Origin of the sequence: Streptomyces sp. NBC_00012 (assembly GCF_045040875.1) — a bacterium.
Lineage (GTDB): Bacteria > Actinomycetota > Actinomycetes > Streptomycetales > Streptomycetaceae > Streptomyces.
This window is the reverse complement of sequence record NZ_CP108309.1, coordinates 1,187,481-1,204,020: the sequence shown is the minus strand read 5'-3', so window position 1 is coordinate 1,204,020 and position 16,540 is coordinate 1,187,481. Positions and strand designations below refer to the sequence as shown.

14 protein-coding genes and 2 pseudogenes are annotated in these 16,540 nt (G+C 71.8%); 9 read left to right on the top strand and 7 right to left on the bottom strand.

Translation table 11 applies throughout. The features are described 5' to 3' along the window. The first annotated feature begins 373 nt into the window (after window positions 1-373). Complete coding sequence (locus OHA19_RS05780) at window positions 374-1,006, top strand: class I SAM-dependent methyltransferase (protein WP_405719219.1); 633 nt, start codon at window positions 374-376, stop codon at window positions 1,004-1,006. 38 nt (window positions 1,007-1,044) lie between these two features. Here the strand turns inward: OHA19_RS05780 and OHA19_RS05775 are convergent, their stop codons facing one another. Both OHA19_RS05775 and OHA19_RS05770 read right to left on the bottom strand, forming a co-directional pair. Then, window positions 1,045-1,371, bottom strand: coding sequence for a hypothetical protein (locus tag OHA19_RS05775; RefSeq protein ID WP_405719222.1), 327 nt, complete (start codon window positions 1,369-1,371; stop codon window positions 1,045-1,047). A 121-nt stretch (window positions 1,372-1,492) separates the two neighbouring features. Then, window positions 1,493-2,371 carry a DUF2510 domain-containing protein gene (locus OHA19_RS05770; RefSeq protein ID WP_405722018.1) on the bottom strand — a complete coding sequence of 293 codons (879 nt, stop codon included), beginning with the start codon at window positions 2,369-2,371 and terminating at the stop codon, window positions 1,493-1,495. 172 nt (window positions 2,372-2,543) lie between these two features. Here OHA19_RS05770 and OHA19_RS05765 point away from each other — a divergent pair, with 172 nt between their 5' ends. The 6 genes from OHA19_RS05765 (at window position 2,544) to OHA19_RS05740 (ending at window position 8,470) form a co-directional block, all read left to right on the top strand. Next, complete coding sequence (locus tag OHA19_RS05765) at window positions 2,544-3,323, top strand: crotonase/enoyl-CoA hydratase family protein (RefSeq protein ID WP_405719225.1); 780 nt, start codon at window positions 2,544-2,546, stop codon at window positions 3,321-3,323. Between the two features lie 144 nt (window positions 3,324-3,467). Then, a complete protein-coding gene (locus OHA19_RS05760; RefSeq protein WP_405749551.1) occupies window positions 3,468-4,514 on the top strand; it encodes a S66 peptidase family protein in 1,047 nt (348 codons plus the stop codon). A 108-nt stretch (window positions 4,515-4,622) separates the two neighbouring features. Beyond that, window positions 4,623-5,369 (top strand): FadR/GntR family transcriptional regulator, encoded by a 747-nt coding sequence (locus OHA19_RS05755; RefSeq protein ID WP_405719231.1) that lies wholly within the window; start codon window positions 4,623-4,625, stop codon window positions 5,367-5,369. A 163-nt stretch (window positions 5,370-5,532) separates the two neighbouring features. Continuing rightward, window positions 5,533-6,300, top strand: coding sequence for a (Fe-S)-binding protein (locus OHA19_RS05750; RefSeq protein WP_405719234.1), 768 nt, complete (start codon window positions 5,533-5,535; stop codon window positions 6,298-6,300). Next, window positions 6,297-7,841, top strand: coding sequence for a lactate utilization protein B (locus OHA19_RS05745; RefSeq protein WP_405749549.1), 1,545 nt, complete (start codon window positions 6,297-6,299; stop codon window positions 7,839-7,841). Before OHA19_RS05750 ends, OHA19_RS05745 begins: the two co-directional genes overlap by 4 nt. After that, window positions 7,838-8,470, top strand: a complete 633-nt coding sequence (locus tag OHA19_RS05740; RefSeq protein ID WP_405719240.1) for a lactate utilization protein C — start codon at window positions 7,838-7,840, stop codon at window positions 8,468-8,470. Before OHA19_RS05745 ends, OHA19_RS05740 begins: the two co-directional genes overlap by 4 nt. 51 nt (window positions 8,471-8,521) lie before the next feature. Here OHA19_RS05740 and OHA19_RS05735 read toward each other — a convergent pair whose 3' ends face one another. The 5 genes and pseudogenes from OHA19_RS05735 to OHA19_RS05715 all read right to left on the bottom strand — a co-directional run bounded on the left by OHA19_RS05735 (window position 8,522) and on the right by OHA19_RS05715 (window position 13,528). Continuing rightward, entirely contained in the window at window positions 8,522-10,423 is a 1,902-nt protein-coding gene (locus tag OHA19_RS05735; RefSeq protein WP_405749547.1) for a DUF2264 domain-containing protein, read from the bottom strand. Continuing rightward, on the bottom strand, window positions 10,420-11,460 hold the full coding sequence (locus tag OHA19_RS05730; protein WP_405749545.1) for a hydroxyacid dehydrogenase: 1,041 nt from the start codon (window positions 11,458-11,460) through the stop codon (window positions 10,420-10,422). Before OHA19_RS05730 ends, OHA19_RS05735 begins: the two co-directional genes overlap by 4 nt. Before the next feature lie 35 nt (window positions 11,461-11,495). After that, window positions 11,496-11,870 (bottom strand): annotated as a pseudogene (locus tag OHA19_RS05725) (carbohydrate ABC transporter permease); the annotation flags it as partial. Then, window positions 11,795-12,265 (bottom strand): annotated as a pseudogene (locus tag OHA19_RS05720) (extracellular solute-binding protein); the annotation flags it as partial. The pseudogenes OHA19_RS05720 and OHA19_RS05725, both read right to left, overlap by 76 nt. Before the next feature lie 102 nt (window positions 12,266-12,367). Then, complete coding sequence (locus tag OHA19_RS05715; RefSeq protein ID WP_405719247.1) at window positions 12,368-13,528, bottom strand: substrate-binding domain-containing protein; 1,161 nt, start codon at window positions 13,526-13,528, stop codon at window positions 12,368-12,370. 415 nt (window positions 13,529-13,943) lie between these two features. On the opposite strand from OHA19_RS05715, the gene OHA19_RS05710 reads away from it, so the two are divergent. Both OHA19_RS05710 and OHA19_RS05705 read left to right on the top strand, forming a co-directional pair. Next, window positions 13,944-15,938 (top strand): RiPP maturation radical SAM C-methyltransferase, encoded by a 1,995-nt coding sequence (locus OHA19_RS05710; RefSeq protein ID WP_405749543.1) that lies wholly within the window; start codon window positions 13,944-13,946, stop codon window positions 15,936-15,938. Continuing rightward, a complete protein-coding gene (locus tag OHA19_RS05705) occupies window positions 15,935-16,540 on the top strand; it encodes a DUF5825 family protein (RefSeq protein ID WP_405749541.1) in 606 nt (201 codons plus the stop codon). Before OHA19_RS05710 ends, OHA19_RS05705 begins: the two co-directional genes overlap by 4 nt.

The window sequence follows — 16,540 nt, the reverse complement described above, 5'->3', positions numbered from 1 at the left end:
CGGTGCGGGCCGCGCAGCCCGCACCGGGCGCACGAAGACACCAGGATCACCTCGTACCGCGACGAGGGAACGACAACAGCGGTGCGGTAGCGCACGGCCGGTCTCCCCTCACTCGTCACGGTGCGCGCCGCGATGTCGTTGTGGCGCGCGTTCCGTGGTGAGTGTAGGGAACCCGGGTACGGGCGGGAAACCGTTTTACCTGACCCCCGCGACCGGCGGCCGGCCATCAGCGGTCCGTTCCGCACGCGTGCACACCAGTTCGCCTCGCGAACCCCCATGTGCCGTGCCCCGTACGGGCGTTGAAGGCGATGGCGAATGATGAAACGATCCTCGGGAACCGCACGGTACGGAGTTTGGGGAAGGAATCACATCGATGGACGGAGACCACGGCCTGGCTGCCGCCACGGTGTTCGACGCGCTGGGCGCAGACTACGAGCGGGCGTTCGCCGGATCCGCCGCCCACCACGCCTCGTTGCACCGGCTGCTGGGCGATCTCGCACCGCACAGCCGGATCCTGGACGTCGGCAGCGGAACGGGGCGGCCGACCGCCCGGACCCTCACCGAAGCCGGCCACGAGGTGCTGGGGGTGGACGTCTCGCCCGGCATGGTCGAACTGGCCGCCCGACAGGTGCCCGAAGCCGCGTTCGAGTGTGCCGACATTCGCGAACTCCCGCTGGAAGAAGGCAGTTTCGACGCGATCTGCGCGTACTTCTCACTGCTCCAGATGTCCCGCGACGACCAGTTCAGGCTGCTGCGGAAACTCGGACGGCTGCTGGTTCCCGGCGGCCATCTGGTCGTGGCCACGGTGCCGCTGGACGTGGAGGACTTCGACGTCGTCTTCATGGGCCACAACGTGCGGGCGACGAGCTTCGGCCCGGAGGAGTTCACCGAGCTGGTCAGCGCGGCCGGTCTCACGGTGCTGTGGGAGCAGAGCACCCTGTTCACCCCGGAGCACGAAGCGGCGGTGGCCGAGCCCCAGTTGTTCCTGCACTGCCGACGGGCCTGACACCCGGCCCGCCCTCGGGTGCCGGGCCCGCCGCTTCCTCAGCGCTCGACCGGCAGCTTCACCGGGCGGCGGGTGCGCCGTACCACGGGGCACCGCCGCACGAGAGAGACGGGGCGCCGGCCTGCCTTCAGCGGGCCCTTCCAGCCGCGCAGCGCCTGCCTGCCGCATCCGCGCCACTGCGCGGGCGAGATGGGTACGGGCTGCCCGCCCCGGGTGACCAGCGCGTTCACCGGAGTCATCGGGTCCGCCGCCATGGTCTTGGCGAGCAGCACACCGATCACCAGCGGGGCCAGCGACAGCGCCAGCGTCGTGCCGGCGGCGGTGACGTGCTGGATACGGGGGCGGGACGGTGCGTCAGGAAGCATGATGGTCATTCGACCAGCGACCGCCCGCCGGTGGATCGGCCGATGTACTCAGCTCGGCCCGCCCTCGTACTCACGCCCGGGTGTACGAAGGCGGGCCGGGGTGCTCGTCCGCGACGGCCCGCTAAGCGGTGGTGCCGGGGCCGGAGCCCGCTCCCGAGGCGGCCTTGATGCCCTTGGTGATGTCGTCCATGACGGAGAGCGCGGGAGCCTTGGCGTTGACGTCGAAGCCCGAGCGGACCACGATCAGCAGGTCCTTCGAGCGGGGCGAGGGGAAGGCCAGCGACTGGACGTACCCGTCGTCACCGTTCTTCGTCACCACCTTCCAGCGCACCAGGTAGCCCTGCTGGCCGGCCACGGTCACCGCCTCGGACTTGAGCTCCTGGTGCGAGGTGATGCCGCCGTAGATCTTTTCGCCGTACGAGTCCGTGGCATTGGCGGAGATGTCCTTCACCGCCGTGGCCTTCGCCGTCGTGGTGTCGAGCTTCAGGCCCTTCGCGGGCATGGAGAACACCCCACCGCGCACACACTGCTCGGACGCGTCACCGGGACACGGGTACTCACCCGTCGTCACTCCCGCACCCGCGACCCCGGAGGTGCCCTTCCAGCCGTCGGGCACGGGGAGGTTGATCCCGCTGGTCAGGTCCGTGGCGTAGCCGTCCTCGGTGCCCGGCATCCGCTGCTCGGGGGCGCCGCTCTCGCCGCCGCCCCCCGGCGCGCCCGGCCCGCGACGGGGGGAGTCCGAGGGCGGGGCGGACGGGGCGGTCGCCGCGCGCTCGTTGTCGTCCCCGGACTTGTCCGACAGGAGGAAGACACCGCCTCCGACGGTGGCGAGGACCACCACCGCGGCCGTGATGCCCAGTCCGACGCGCATCCGGCGGCGCCGGATCGTGGCGGGCGGCACGCGGAGCTGGTCGGTCCACCGGGTGCCGTCCCACCAGCGCTCGTGGACGGGGCCGATTCCTGTATACCCGGGGTCTGGGTGCCAGCCGGGCGGGCTCATCTGGGTCACGGGCCCACCGTAGAACGGTTGCGTGAGAATCGCATGAATCAGCCGTGACGGATCGATCCGGATCAATAGGGTGAGGCAGCGCTCCGCCCGACGGACGGAGTCCGGATCGAGGACGCCCCGCCGGCCGGCGGGGTTCTCCGCCGTCCCAGCGGGAGGCCGAACGATGAGCGAAGAAGCAGCCGTGCGGATCGAGCGGGACGGCCCCGTGTTCACGGTGATCCTCCGGCGGCCCGAGGTCCGCAACGCCGTGGACGGTCCGACCGCCCGGCAACTCGCCGACGCCTTCCGGGAGTTCGACGCAGATCCGGACGCGGCCGTCGCCGTGCTGTGGGGCGAGGGCGGTACGTTCTGCTCGGGTGCCGATCTGAAGGGCATCGGCACGGAGCGCGGCAACGAGGTCCTGGCCGACGGCGACGGGCCGATGGGGCCGACCCGTATGCGCCTGGGCAAGCCCGTCATCGCGGCGGTCTCCGGCCACGCGGTGGCCGGGGGCCTGGAGCTGGCGCTCTGGTGCGATCTCCGGGTGGCGGAGGAGGACGCGGTGTTCGGAGTGTTCTGCCGGCGCTGGGGAGTGCCGCTGGTGGACGGGGGAACGGTGCGGCTGCCGCGGCTGATAGGTGAGAGCCGGGCCATGGACATGATCCTCACCGGGCGTCCCGTACCGGCCGCCGAGGCCTACGCCATGGGGCTCGCCAACCGGATCGTGCCACCGGGCGAGGCACGCCGCACGGCGGAGCGACTCGCCCGCGAGATCGCCGCGTTCCCTCAACTGTGTCTGCGCCACGACCGGCTGTCGGTGCGCGAGCAGCACGGCCTGGGTGAACCGGAGGCACTGGCCCAGGAGTACCGGCACGGGCTGGTGCCGCTGACCGCGGGGGAGACACAGGCCGGGGCCGAACGGTTCGGGGGCGGCGCGGGCCGCCACGGATCCTTCGACGGGTGACGGGACGGCGGGAGCCACGGTCCGGGCGTCAGCCATCCGGCACTCCGGCGGCCTGGCGGGAGACCCGGCGCCGCCGCTCCCGCCTCCTGCAGGCTGTGCCGTAATCCCTGGCGGGGGGTTTCGGGACCGATTTAGGCTCGGCGGATGCCGACCCACACGTACCCCGACAAGCCCCGGCCCGGCGACCGCGTCGCCGTGCTGTCCCCCTCGTCCGGCCTTCCCGGCATCCTGCCGCTGCCCCATGAGCTGGGGCTGCGCAGGCTCCGGGAGGAGTTCGGCCTCGAACCGGTGGAGTACCCGACGACGCGGAAGATGGGCTCGACCCCGAGGGAACGGGCCGCCGACATCCACGCGGCGTTCGCCGACCCCGACATCAAGGCCGTGATCTCCAGCATCGGCGGCGACGACCAGATCACCGTGCTGCCGTACCTGGACCGCGACCTGCTGCGCGCCAACCCCAAGCCCTTCTTCGGGTACAGCGACAACACCAACCTGCTGGTGTTCCTGGAGAACCTGGGCATCGTCGGCTACCACGGCGGCACGGTGATGGTCGAGTTGGGGCGTCCCGGCGCGATGCACCCGCTGACCGCGGGCTCCCTGCGGGCCGCGCTCCTCGCCCGGGGCGAATTCGAGCTCACCCCGTCCAAGGAGACCAACGGGGCCAACGGCCGGTGGGAGGATCCCCGTACCTTCGATGCCGGACCCGAGATGCGTCCGTGCGACGGCTGGACATGGCACAACGCCGACGGCCGGACCGTGAAGGGTGCGAGCTGGGGCGGAAATCTGGAGATCCTCTCCTGGCTGCTGATGGCCGACCGCGAGATCCGGCCGGTGGACGCCTACGCGGGACGGGTGCTGTTCCTCGAAACGTCCGAGGAGATGCCGACTGCCGACGAGGTCTACCGGATCCTGCGGAGCATGGGGGAGCGGGGGCTGCTCAGGCAGTTTCCCGCCCTCCTGATGGGCCGGGCCAAGAACTGGTCGTTCGACCAGCCGCTCGACGCGGAGGCGGGGGAGCGGTTCCGCGAGGAGCAGCGGCGGGCGGTCCTGCGGGCGTTGAACGAATACGCCCCCGGGACCATGGCCGTTCTCGACGTCGACCTCGGTCACACCGATCCCCAGCTGGTCATTCCGTTCGGCGGGCAGATCGAGGTGGACGGAGTGGGCCGCCGCGTCGTCGTCACGTACTGAGCGTGCATCGCTCTTTGGTCCGACCATATGCGGTGTGTGACATAGTTGAAGATCCGGCAGCAGACACGACGGCAACCGGACGATTCCGGCCGAGGCAGGGGGTGACGGATGCCCGTCGAATGGCAACCCGTACGGCAGTCCCGTACGCATGAGCTCGTGCTCCAGAGCATCGAGCAGCGGGTCTTCGCCGGTGAACTCAGGGCGGGCGACCGGCTGCCGCCCGAGCGCGAGCTCGCGCCGGTGCTCGGGGTGAGCCGGTCCGCGCTGCGCGAGGCGCTGAGAGTGCTGGAGACCATCGGTGTGCTGGTCGCGCAGCCGGGCCGGGGGCCGGATGCCGGGGCGCGGATCGTACGCAACCCCGACGACGCGCTCGGGCGGCTGCTGCGACTGCACTTCGCGCTGGGCAGCTACAGCCTGGAGGACGTCCTGGAGGCGCGCGTCGTGCTGGAGCGGTCCAGTTTCGAGGCGGCCGCCGGGCATGCCTCGCCGTCGGATCTCGACGAGGCGGAGGCGCTGGTCGCAGGCATGGGGGAGCCGGATGTCACGGTGCCCGAGTTCAATGATCTGGACACCCGGTTCCATGTGCACATCGCCCGCAGCTCCGGCAACGAACTGACCTCGACGCTCACCTCCGCCGTCCGTGAGTCGGTGCGACCGCTGATCCTGCGGGCTCTGGAGGCGGCCGAGGACTGGCCGGCCACGGCCGCCGCGCTCAACGCGGAGCACACCGAGTTGCTGGGGCTGGTACGCGCAGGCGAGGGCGCCCGCGCCGCCGACCTGGTCGAGAGGCACATCCGCAGCCTCCACGGCACGCTGGTCGACGAGAAATCCGACCGGGAGCCGGAGAGTTCCTGACGCATGGACGCGGGCTCGGTGGGCCCGAGCCCGCTGTGCTCGGGTGAATGATTGTCAGGTGCATGACTAAATTCCCCGGCTCGCGGTGCCACATCCCTCGCGTTCCGGACCGAGGCTAGTATGGTCGGACCATAAAAATGGAGAAGCGATCGGAGAGACCCCCATGCGCATCGGACTCTTCGCCACCTGTCTGGGAGACACGCTCTTCCCCGAGGCGGTGAAATCGACCGCGGTCCTGCTCGCCCGCCTGGGTCACGACGTGGTGTTCCCGCCGGGGCAGACCTGCTGCGGTCAGATGCATGTCAACACCGGCTATCAGCGCGAACCCGTCCCCCTGGTACGGAACTTCGCCGACCAGTTCGGCGACGCCTCGATCGACGCCGTCGTCATGCCGTCCGGATCGTGCGCGGGCTCGGTCCGTCACCAGCACGAGATCGTCGCCGAACGGTACGGGGACGCCGCGCTGCGCGCGGGCGTCGCCACCGTCAAGGCCAAGACGTACGAGCTGTCGGAGTTGCTCGTGGACGTCCTGGACGTGGACGACGTCGGCGCGTACTTCCCGCACCGGGTGACGTACCACCCCACCTGTCACTCCCTGCGCATGCTGCACGTCGGTGACAAGCCCCTCAAGCTGCTCCGTGCCGTCGGCTCCATCGACCTCGTCGAGCTTCCCGAGGCCGACTCCTGCTGCGGCTTCGGCGGCACCTTCGCCGTCAAGAACGCCGAGACGTCGACCGCGATGCTCCAGGACAAGATGCGCAACATCGCCACCACCGGGGCCGATGTCTGCACGGCGGGCGACTCGTCCTGTCTGATGCACATCGGCGGCGGGCTCTCCCGCATCAGGTCCGGCACCCGCACCCTGCACCTCGCGCAGATCCTCTCCGCCACCCGCACCTCGCCGTACGTCCCCATGGAGGCCGTCCGATGAGCAGCACCTTCCTCGGCATGCCCGCGACTCCGCCCCGTTCCCCGTACGGGACCGGCAATCTGCGCGGCGACCGGAAGTTCTCCGAGGCCGCCCACGACGAACTGCGCAACGAACAACTGCGCCGCAACCTCGGCCGGGCCACCCGCACCATCCGCGCCAAACGCCTCGGTGTCACCGGCGAGCTGCCCGACTGGGAAGCACTGCGCGAGGCGGGTTCGGCCATCAAGACCGACACCATGAACCGGCTCCCCGAACTCCTGGAGCAGCTGGAGCGGAAGGTCACCGAGCGCGGCGGCACCGTCCACTGGGCGCGCGACGGCGTCGAGGCCAACGAGATCGTCACCCGGCTGGTCAGGGCCACGGGCAGCAGCGACGTCATCAAGGTCAAGTCGATGGCCACCCAGGAGATCGGCCTCAACGAACACCTCGAATCGGTCGGCATCACCCCGTACGAGACGGACCTCGCCGAACTGATCGTCCAGCTCGCGCACGACAAGCCCTCGCACATCCTGGTCCCCGCGATCCACCGCAACCGCGACGAGATCCGGCAGATCTTCCTCAAGGAGATCCCGGGCGTCGACCCGCGCCTGGACAACGTGCCCGCGCACCTGGCCGCCGCCGCCCGCGCCTATCTGCGCGAGAAGTTCATGACGACCAAGGTCGCGGTCTCCGGTGCCAACTTCGGGATCGCCGAGACCGGAACTCTCGTGGTCGTGGAGTCCGAGGGCAACGGCCGCATGTGTCTGACGATGCCCGACACCCTGATCACCGTCATGGGCATCGAGAAGGTGCTGCCGCGCTACCAGGACCTCGAAGTGTTCCTGCAGTTGCTGCCGCGCTCCTCCACGGGCGAGCGGATGAACCCGTACACCTCGATGTGGACCGGCGTGACGCCGGGCGACGGACCGCAGGACTTCCATCTGGTCCTGCTCGACAACGGCCGCACCGCGGCGCTCGCCGACCGGATCGGACGCGAGGCTCTCAACTGCATCCGCTGTTCGGCCTGCCTCAATGTCTGCCCGGTGTACGAACGGGCGGGCGGTCACGCGTACGGATCGACGTACCCCGGACCGATCGGCGCGGTGCTCACCCCGCAGCTCGCCGGGATGCACGCGGCCAAGGACGACCCCAACAGCTCGCTGCCGTACGCCTCCAGCCTCTGCGGCGCCTGCTTCGACGCCTGCCCGGTCAAGATCGACATCCCGTCGCTCCTGGTCGAACTGCGCCATCAGCACACCGAACAGTCCGGCACGACGGCGGAGAAGCTGGCCATGAAGGCCGCGGCCACCGTCATGAAACACCCGAAGCTCTTCACGGCCGTGCAGAAGGGGGCGGGGATCGGCCGCGTCATCGGCGGGCGGGACGGCAAGATCTCGCATCTCCCGCCGCCGTTCGACGGCTGGAGCGAGAGCCGGGACACCGAAGTGCCGCCGAAGCAGACCTTCCGCTCCTGGTTCGCATCGGCCGAGGGCGCCGCGACGATGCGGGCTGCCGCGGGCGAGTACGAGCAGAACCGGAAGAAGAAGGAGGAGGAGAAGTGACGACCGCTCGCGAAACGGTGCTGGGCAGGGTCAAGGACGCCCTCTCCCTCGCACCCGCCCCCGACATCGCCGTCCCGCGCGCCTACCGCACCGGTCGCACCCTCCCCGACGGCGAACGCCTGGCCCTCTTCACCGACCGGCTCGTCGACTACAAGGCCACCGTGCACACCTGCACCGCCGACCGCACCGCGCAGGTCGTCGCCGAGGTGCTGCGGGAACACGGGGCACGGCGGATCGGTGTGCCGGCCGGGCTCGACGCAGGCTGGCTCGACGTGTACGACGGCGAGGTCCAGCAGGACTCCGGTGACATCCCGGCCCCCCGGCTCGACGCGCTGGACGGGGTCGTCACCGCCTCGGCGGTCAGCTGCGCCGAGACCGGCACCATCTTCCTGGACGGCTCGCCCGACCAGGGACGGCGGGCGCTCTCCCTCGTCCCCGATCTCCATGTCTGCGTCGTCGACCTGTCGACGGTCGAGGCCGGTGTGCCGGAAGCGGTGGCGCGGCTGGCGCCGCAGCGTCCGACGACGCTGATCAGCGGCCCCTCGGCCACCTCCGACATCGAGCTGGAGCGGGTGGAGGGGGTGCACGGTCCGCGCACGCTGGCCGTGGTGATCCGGACGGACGCGTAGGGCCGGTCCGGCGGGCGGGGTGCGCGGCGCGACGGCCGCGCACCCCGGTGCTCACCCGTGCGTGACCGTCACCGGCTCGAAGCCGATACGTGTCGTCGTCCCGTCCTGCGCCCAGCGGACCTCCACGACGTCCCCGACCACCGTCACCGCGTCGGCCACCGCGTCGAGCGGAGCCGCGTCGGGCTCCGCGGTCAGCGAGGCCAGCGCCACCAGCACCACCGTGCCCTGCGCGGACGCGGACAGCCTGGGCACCACCGCCCAGGGCGTGTACGCGGTGCCCTGCGGAGCCCGTACCTCGTCGCGGGACTCCCAGCCGTGCAGGCCGTGCAGCGCGGAGGCCAGGGCGTCGTCGCGGCCGGTCGCCCAGCCCGTCTGCTCCACCCGCGCCCCGTCCGGCGCGCCGAGCACCCGGTGCGCCCGCAGTTCGTAACGGCCGTGCACCACCGTGACGCTCTCCACCCGCAGCCCCGGCACCATGGGTGAGCCCGACGTGAACACCGGGCGGTGCCAGGAGGCGGCCCAGCCCCAGCCGTCGCCCCCGCCGGCGCCCAGCGCACGGATGACCCGGCGACCGCTGCGGGCCCCGGCGACGACCACGGCCAGATGGTTGTCCGCCGCGTTCGCCCTGGACGTGGGGCCGGTCACCGTGGAGTACGACTGGCGGCTGTACAGCGGATCGTCCTGCACACCCGACTCGCCCTCGTGCGGGCGCACATGGTCACTGCCGTGGTTGTGCAGCCGCACGATCCCGTCCGCGCGGGTGGACTGGACGAGCAGCCCCGGCGCGGGCAGTGCGAGCACCCGGTCGGGGCCCTCGCTCGGCGCGGGCTCCTCGGTCGCCGTCCACAGCGGATGGCCCTCCGGGGCGAGCAGCGACACGAAGGCCTTGGACGCCCAGTACGGCGACGCGGGCGCCGAGTAGTTCTGCAGCGACGCCTCGTGCGGGCCGTGCCAGCCCAGGTTCAGCAGCCCGTCCGTACCGGTCGCGCCCCTCTCCAGGAAGTAGCGCAGCGACCCGTTGATCACCCGCCGCGAGGCGCCGGGAGTGAGCGGGGTGTGCCCGCTGACGGCGCCGAGCGCCACCGACGAGGCCGCTGCGAAACGGTAGGTCAGCGAGCGGCCGAAGTGGATCGGCGCACCGTCGCCGCCGAACAGCAGCGAGAAGCCCTCCAGATGTTCGCGCAGCCGGGCGCCGTAGTGCGCGGACAGCTCCGCGTCGCCCGACAGATAGGCGTCCAGCACGGGGTAGAGGTGCAGTGCCCAGCCGTTGTAGTGGTCGAAGGCCCGCCCGTCGCCGTCCGAGTACCAGCCGTCGCCGCGGTACCAGCCCTCCAGCAGATCGAGGGCGCGCTGCTTGGCCCGAGCCGTCTGGGCGTCGCCACGGCCCACGGACTCCAGGAAACCGGCCACGGAGTAGGGGAACAGATACCAGTTGTTGGGGGCGGGGGTGTGCCGCAGCGCGTCGCGCAGCCACTCCTCGGTCCGGTCCTGCACCCCCGCGTCCAGCCGGTCCCACAGCCACGGCCGGGTCAGCCGCAGACCTATGGCCACCGAGGCGGACTCGACCATGGGCTGGCCGAACACGGTGTGGTCGCGGATCAGCGGCCAGGACTCGGCGTCCTCGCGGCCGGGGTTACGGGTACCGGCCGCGAGCCCGTCGGCGTACCGGTCGAGCCAGCCGTGCGGGTCCTTGCCCTCGGCGCCCGCCACCCGGAAGGCGGCGGCGAGAAAGGTGCGCGCGTAACCCTCCAGACCGTCGGAGCGCACTCCGGACGCGGACGGCCTTCCCGGCAGGTCCAGCAGGGCGCCGCCCGGAGTGGCCCACTGCCAGGCGGCCCGGAGCAGCCCGTCGGCGGCGGCCTCCCAGTGCGCTCGGGTGTAGCCGGTGTGCGGGCTCAGCGCCCGGTCGTCCGCCGGGAGCTCGATGGGAGAGGTCGGGTGGGGAACGGTCATGCGAGGAATGCCAGCCTTTCGCGTCGTACGGGATGGGCGAAACCGTCGCCCGCGGCCCAGCGGCCGGCCTCGCCCGCCGCCAGGTCGACCAGTCGCCGCAACTCGTTGCCCTGCGAGCCTGCGAGGTGCGGGGTGATCAGGGCGTTCTCGCACTCCCAGAGGGGGTGTGCGGCGGGCAGGTTGTCGGGATCGGTGACGTCGAGGATCGCCCGGATCCGGTCCTGCCGGAGTACGTCGACGAGCGCGTCCTGGTCGATGACGGCGCCCCGTGCGGTGTTGATGAGCACGGCGTCCGGGCGCATCGAGGTGAGCAGTTCACGGCTGACGAGCCCGCGGGTGGCCGGCAGCAGCGGGGTGTGGACGCTCACCACGTCGCTCTGCGCGAACAGTTCGTCGAGGCCGACGGGCCGCACGCCGAGCGCGGCGACCTCCTCGCCGGAGACGTACGGATCGTGCAGCAGGACGGGCAGGTCGTAGGGGCGCAGCAGTTCGACGACGCGCCGCCCGATCATGGAGGCGGACAGAATGCCCACGGTGCGGCCGTAGTTCCCGAGCCGGTCGGGGGCGGCGAGCCAGTCGTCGCGGCGGCGCTGTGCCCGGTAGTCGCGGGCCCGCTCCAGGGCGCGTTTGCCGGAGAGCAGGATCATCGCGACGGTGTACTCGGCCACCGGCAGGGCGTTGGCGGCGGCCGCCGAGGACACCTCGATGCCGCGTTCCCAGCAGGCCTCGGTGATGTGTCCGCGGACGCTGCCCGCGGTGTGGACGACGGCGCGCAGGCGCGGTGCCGAGTCGAGGGCGGCCGCGTCGAGCGGTGGGCAGCCCCAGCCGGTGACCAGGATCTCGGCGCCGGCCAGCACGGCGCGGGCCCGGTCGGTGGAGAAGTCGTCGATCGCAGGCAGTGGCGCGAGGTCGCACACCTCGTCGAGTGCGGCCAGGGACCGGGCGCCGAGCAGCGCGTCCGCGGCGGCCGGCTTCATGGCGACGGCGGCGCGTGGCCGGTTCCGGGCGGCGGAGGCGGAGGGGGCTGTGTTGGGCATCTCTCTCCTGACGGGGGAAGGGGGCGGTGGCCCGGTCACTTCACGGCACCTGCGGTGAGCCCCGGCTTCCAGAAACGCTGGAGCAGGGCGAAGGCGAGGATCAACGGCAGGACCGCGAGCAGCGAACCCATGATCACGACGGGGTAGTACTCGGGTGAGACGACGGCGGCGCTGTTCCATGTGTAGAGACCGAGGCTGACCGGATACAGATGCTGGTCGGAGAGCATCACCATCGGCAGGAAGAAGTTGTTCCAGATCGCGGTGAGCTGGAAGAGGGAGACGGTGGCCAGGTCCGGCCCCAGCATCCGCAGGGCGACCCGGAAGTAGGCGGCCTCGGCTCGACGCCCAGCGGCACGCCGAAGACCCGCTTGTCGAAGGTGGTCAGGCCGAGCGCCTGCAGCAGCAGCGCGGCGCGCAGCCGGTCGCCGACCAGGCCGGTGATGTCCCGGGCGACCCCGTCGATGGCGAAGCCGGGGATCTGGGGGTATTCGATCGTCGCGACGTCCGGGGCATTGCCCGCCGGGGCGGCGTTGCTGAGCTTGGCATACCCGCCCATCGAGCCCGCTGGGACCTGCTGGAAGTCGACCTGGACGGTGTCGTGGGTGCGGTTGAACGCGTCCACCACGTCCTGGCTGCCCCGCAGCGCGGACCAGAAGGTGATGCGGGTAGGGAGCCTGCCGCCGGTGCCGCGCGTAACGCCCGGCCCCGACAGCCCGTCGCTGCGGCCGCAGGCGCCGAGCGCACCGGCCGGCGTCAGGGCGGCGATCGTGGCGAGCACGGATCGACGGCTCTGTCGACCGGGCATGTGCGCCTCCCGCGGCTGCTGAATCGGCTCACGGGGAATCCTGATCGGCTGATCGGTACTGGTCAAGCGATCGCTCAGAAGAAAATAAAAGCGGTCAAACGATCAGCCGGCGGGAAGCGGTGCTCGCCGGGCCGACCCACGCACCTTCAGCGTGGGCAGCAGCTCCGTACGGCGCACCGGTCCCCTCGCGCCCGCCGCGCCGGACAACCGGTGGAGCAGCAGCTCGGCGGCCACCCGCCCGATCTCCGCCTTCGGCGGCGCCACCGCCGTCAGCGGCGTGCTGCCGAGGGCCGCGACCACATCGTCGTACGCCACCACCGAGCAGTCCCGGGGCACCTCGACCCCGCTCTCCGCCAGCCGCTGCACCAGCATCAGCGCGTCCACGTCGCCGTGCAGCACGGCCCCCGTGGCGCCCCGCTCCCGCAGCAGCGCGGCGAGGCCGAGCGCGGTGCGGCCGTCGCTCGCCGGAACGGAACCCCGGGGATCCGCCGGGGCATGGGCGTCCGGGCCCGGCGCCGCCTGCGGCGAGCTCAGCACCACCGACCAGTCCTCCACCTCCCGACGGGCGGCCGCGATCTCGGTGAACGCGGTACGGATGCTGCGCGCCGTCGGGCTGTCGTCACGGGCGGCCAGCACGATACGGCGATGCCCCAGCGAGACCAGATGGTCCACGGCGAGATGGATCCCGTACCAGTGATCGGAACAGACGGAGTCCAGGGCGTGCAGCGCGCTGCCCGGCCGGGGCCGCCGCTCCATGAGCACGGTCGGCACCCCCACGTTCGCGAGCCAGCCGTAGTCCAGCTCCTCCGAGCGGGTGCTGAGCCAGCGCGGCGCGATCAGCAGCCCGCGCGCCCCGTCGGCCAGCGCCCGCTCCACCAGCGGACGTTCGGCACCGGCCGACGGGGGCGCGATGTGCAGCGCGATCCGGATCCCGGACTCCTCCAGGACGGAGCGGGCGCCGTGCAGCGTCTCGTACAGGTACGTGTGCCGCTCCGGGACGACCAGGGCGACCGCCCCGGCGTCCCCGGCCGGCTCCTCGCCCCGGGCCGCCGGGACCGCGCCGGTCGGGACCGGCTCCCGCACCGGGCGGGCCACCCCGTGCCCGCGCCGCAGCCGCCCGTTCCGGGCCAGCTCCTCGACGTCCCGCCGGATCGTGACCACCGAGACGTCGAGCTCGGCCGCGAGCGCGCTGACCTTGACGGCGCCGCGCGACTCCACCACCGACAGGATTCGCTGACGCCTGAGTTCAACCGGCTCCCGCATGCTGCTGGCCCCCTCGCCGTACCGCCGCGCACTGTTCGTTTGAGCGCTTCCGGTGAGCGCTCGGCACGCAGCATAGCGACCGGTCTCCGGACCGCTACGGGTGCGGACCGCCCCGCCCGTCCCACCGGCCCCAGCAGGCACTCTTGCGGCTCCGTCGCAACGCGACCTAACGTCAACGGACTTGAGGCCGAAAGCCGAGGGGAGGGGCACATGGAGATCAAGAAGGTAATCGTCCGCGAGGAAGAAGCGAAGAACCGCGAACGGCAGACGATCGAGAAGCGTCCGACACGCTGAACCGGTGCGTTCCGGCTCAGCCGGCGCCTGACGCGATCGGTCTTCCGGGGCCGGTGCGCCACGGCCGGACAGTGACGAAAAGGGCGGACGCCGGGCGCGAGGCGGCGTCCGCCCCCGTGCCGTGGGAGGCGCAGTGCGAATACATCTGGTGACCATGCCGTGGCAGCCGATCGAACTCCCCTCGCTCCAGGTGGGACTGTTGCACGCACTGCTGGACCGAACCCGGCCGGACGACGAGGTCCGCGAGTTCCACGGCTCGCTGCGCTGGGCGGAATTCCTGCTGGAGCGCTCGCAGGGGGCGCTGCGCCCCGGCGACCACGTCGCGGTCGGCAGCGAATCGATCTTCGACGGCCTCGGGGACTGGGTGTTCTCCGGCGTCCTGTACAACGATCCCGAATGGGGCGTGGCGCAGCTCAAGGAATACGCCACGCGGCGCGGGACCGACATATCCACCGCGACCGCGATGCGGGTCCACGCGGCGGAGTTCATCGACGAGAGCGCGAGCGCGATACTCGACGAGGCACCCGATGTCGTCGGGTTCACCTCCACGTTCATGCAGAACATCTCCTCGCTGGCGCTCGCGGCGGAGCTCAAACGACGCCGCCCCGGACTGACCGTGGTGTTCGGCGGGAGCAATTGCGACGGCCCGATGGGCCATGCCCTGCACCGCAACCACCGCTTCGTCGACCATGTGGTGCGCGGCGAGGGGGAGTACGCCCTGCCCGCCCTGCTCGCCCACATCGACGCGGGCACCGCACCGGCCGACGTCCCCGGACTCTGCTGGTGGGACGGGCAGGAGCCGCGCGCCAACGAGGAGTCCCGGCGCACCGTCGCGCCCGGTGACATTCCCTCGCCCGACTACGACCTCTGGCAGCAGGCCATCGACGCCTCCCCGCTCGCGGAGTACGTCCATCCGAAACTCGTGGTGGAGGGGGCCCGGGGCTGCTGGTGGGGCGAGAAACACCACTGCACCTTCTGCGGCCTCAACGGCTCGGCGATGACTTTCCGCGCCAAGCCCGGGAACCGGCTCTGGGACGAGGTCGACCGCCTGGTCCGGCGCCACCGCATCCTGGACATCGTAACCGTCGACAACATCATCGACATGGCGTACTTCAAGGACTTCCTCCCGCTCGCCGCCGACAGCGACTGGGATCTGCGCATGCATTACGAGGTCAAGTCCAACCTCACCGCCGAGCAGCTGGAACTGCTGGCGCGGGCCGGATCGGTCCACATCCAGCCCGGCATCGAGAGTCTGAACAACAAGGCCCTGGAGCTCATGGACAAGGGCGTCAGCGGCGCCCGCAACATCCGTACGCTCCGCGAGTGCGAGAACCACTCGCTCACCTGCTCCTGGAACTACCTGTACGGCTTCCCGGGGGAGACCGCCGAGGACTACGCCTCCGTCATCGACCAGATGCCCGCGCTCGTCCACCTCCAGCCGCCCGGTGGCGCCCACCGCATCCAGCTGGAGCGGTTCAGCCCCAACTTCGCCGACCCGGCGCTGGGCTTCCACCAGCGGCGGCCCGCCGAGATGTACCGCCACGTCTACGACCTGCCCGAGGAACAACTGGCCGATCTGGTCTACCTCTTCGACACCCCGCCCGCCGGGATCGGCGGCGGGACCGAAGCGCGGCTGAAGGCCGCGGCCCGCGACTGGTACACCGGCCACCCTGCCTCGACCCTGGTCCTGGAACAGCCCGATGGCGAGGAGGCGCTGCTCGTCCACGACCGACGGCACGGCTGGCCGCGCCGCACCCACCGGCTGACCGGCTGGCGGGCCGCCGCCCTGCGCCATCTGGAGGCGGGCCGCACCCGGAAGGCACTGCACCGGCTGCTCACGGCCGACGCGAACCCGCCGACAGCCGAGGCGCTGGACGCGTGGCTCGGCGACGCGGTCGCCCTCGGGCTCCTCTTCGACGACGGGCGGTCGTACGTGTCGCTGCCCACCTGGCACGTGCCGGTCCGGTCGGTCGAGCGCGCCCAGGCGCCGGACGGGACGACCGGCGAACCACCGGACGAACCGATGGACGACCCCAGGCACGAGCCCGGACACCGGGCGCAGGGCCGGTTACAGCCGGCCGGAGCGCCGCGCCGAGGAGAGACGGTCGCCGAATGAGCCCCTTGCCCGCACCCCCGACCCGTACCGCCCCCGTCCTGCCGGCCGGGCAGGTGCCGCACCGGATCCGCGGACGGCTGGTGACGGTCGACGAACCCCTGCGGCTGGGCGCGGCCGGCCGGCCGGCGGCGGAAGCGGTCCGGTTCCTGCGCGAGTGCCAGAGCCACGACCTCGTCGTGCGCTGGCTTCCGGCGACCGACGACCCGCTGTTCACCGGGCCCGCGCGTGAGGTGGCCGGGACGGCGGGCCTGCTGCGCCACCTGCCGGCCCCCGGCCCGCTGCCCGGCGAACCGCCGGAGCTCACCACCTGGCGGGACCGCCACGCCTATGGACAGCTCTACTGCCGGCACGGACCGGACTTCGTCACGGTCATGGACCGCAGGGACCCGTCGGCCGCCGCCCGCTTCACGATCGACGACCCCGATCTGCTCGCCACGTTCCGCACCGTTCAGGCCCCCACCGCCGTGGCCGCACTGAGTGCCGTCGGCCGGGAAGCGGTGGAGCTGCTGGCGGCCGAACGCCTCGCGCGGGTGACCGACGGCTGGGTGGTGGCCCTGCCACCCCGCATCCGCCGGTGGCCCGTCCCCTGCTCCGACATCTGA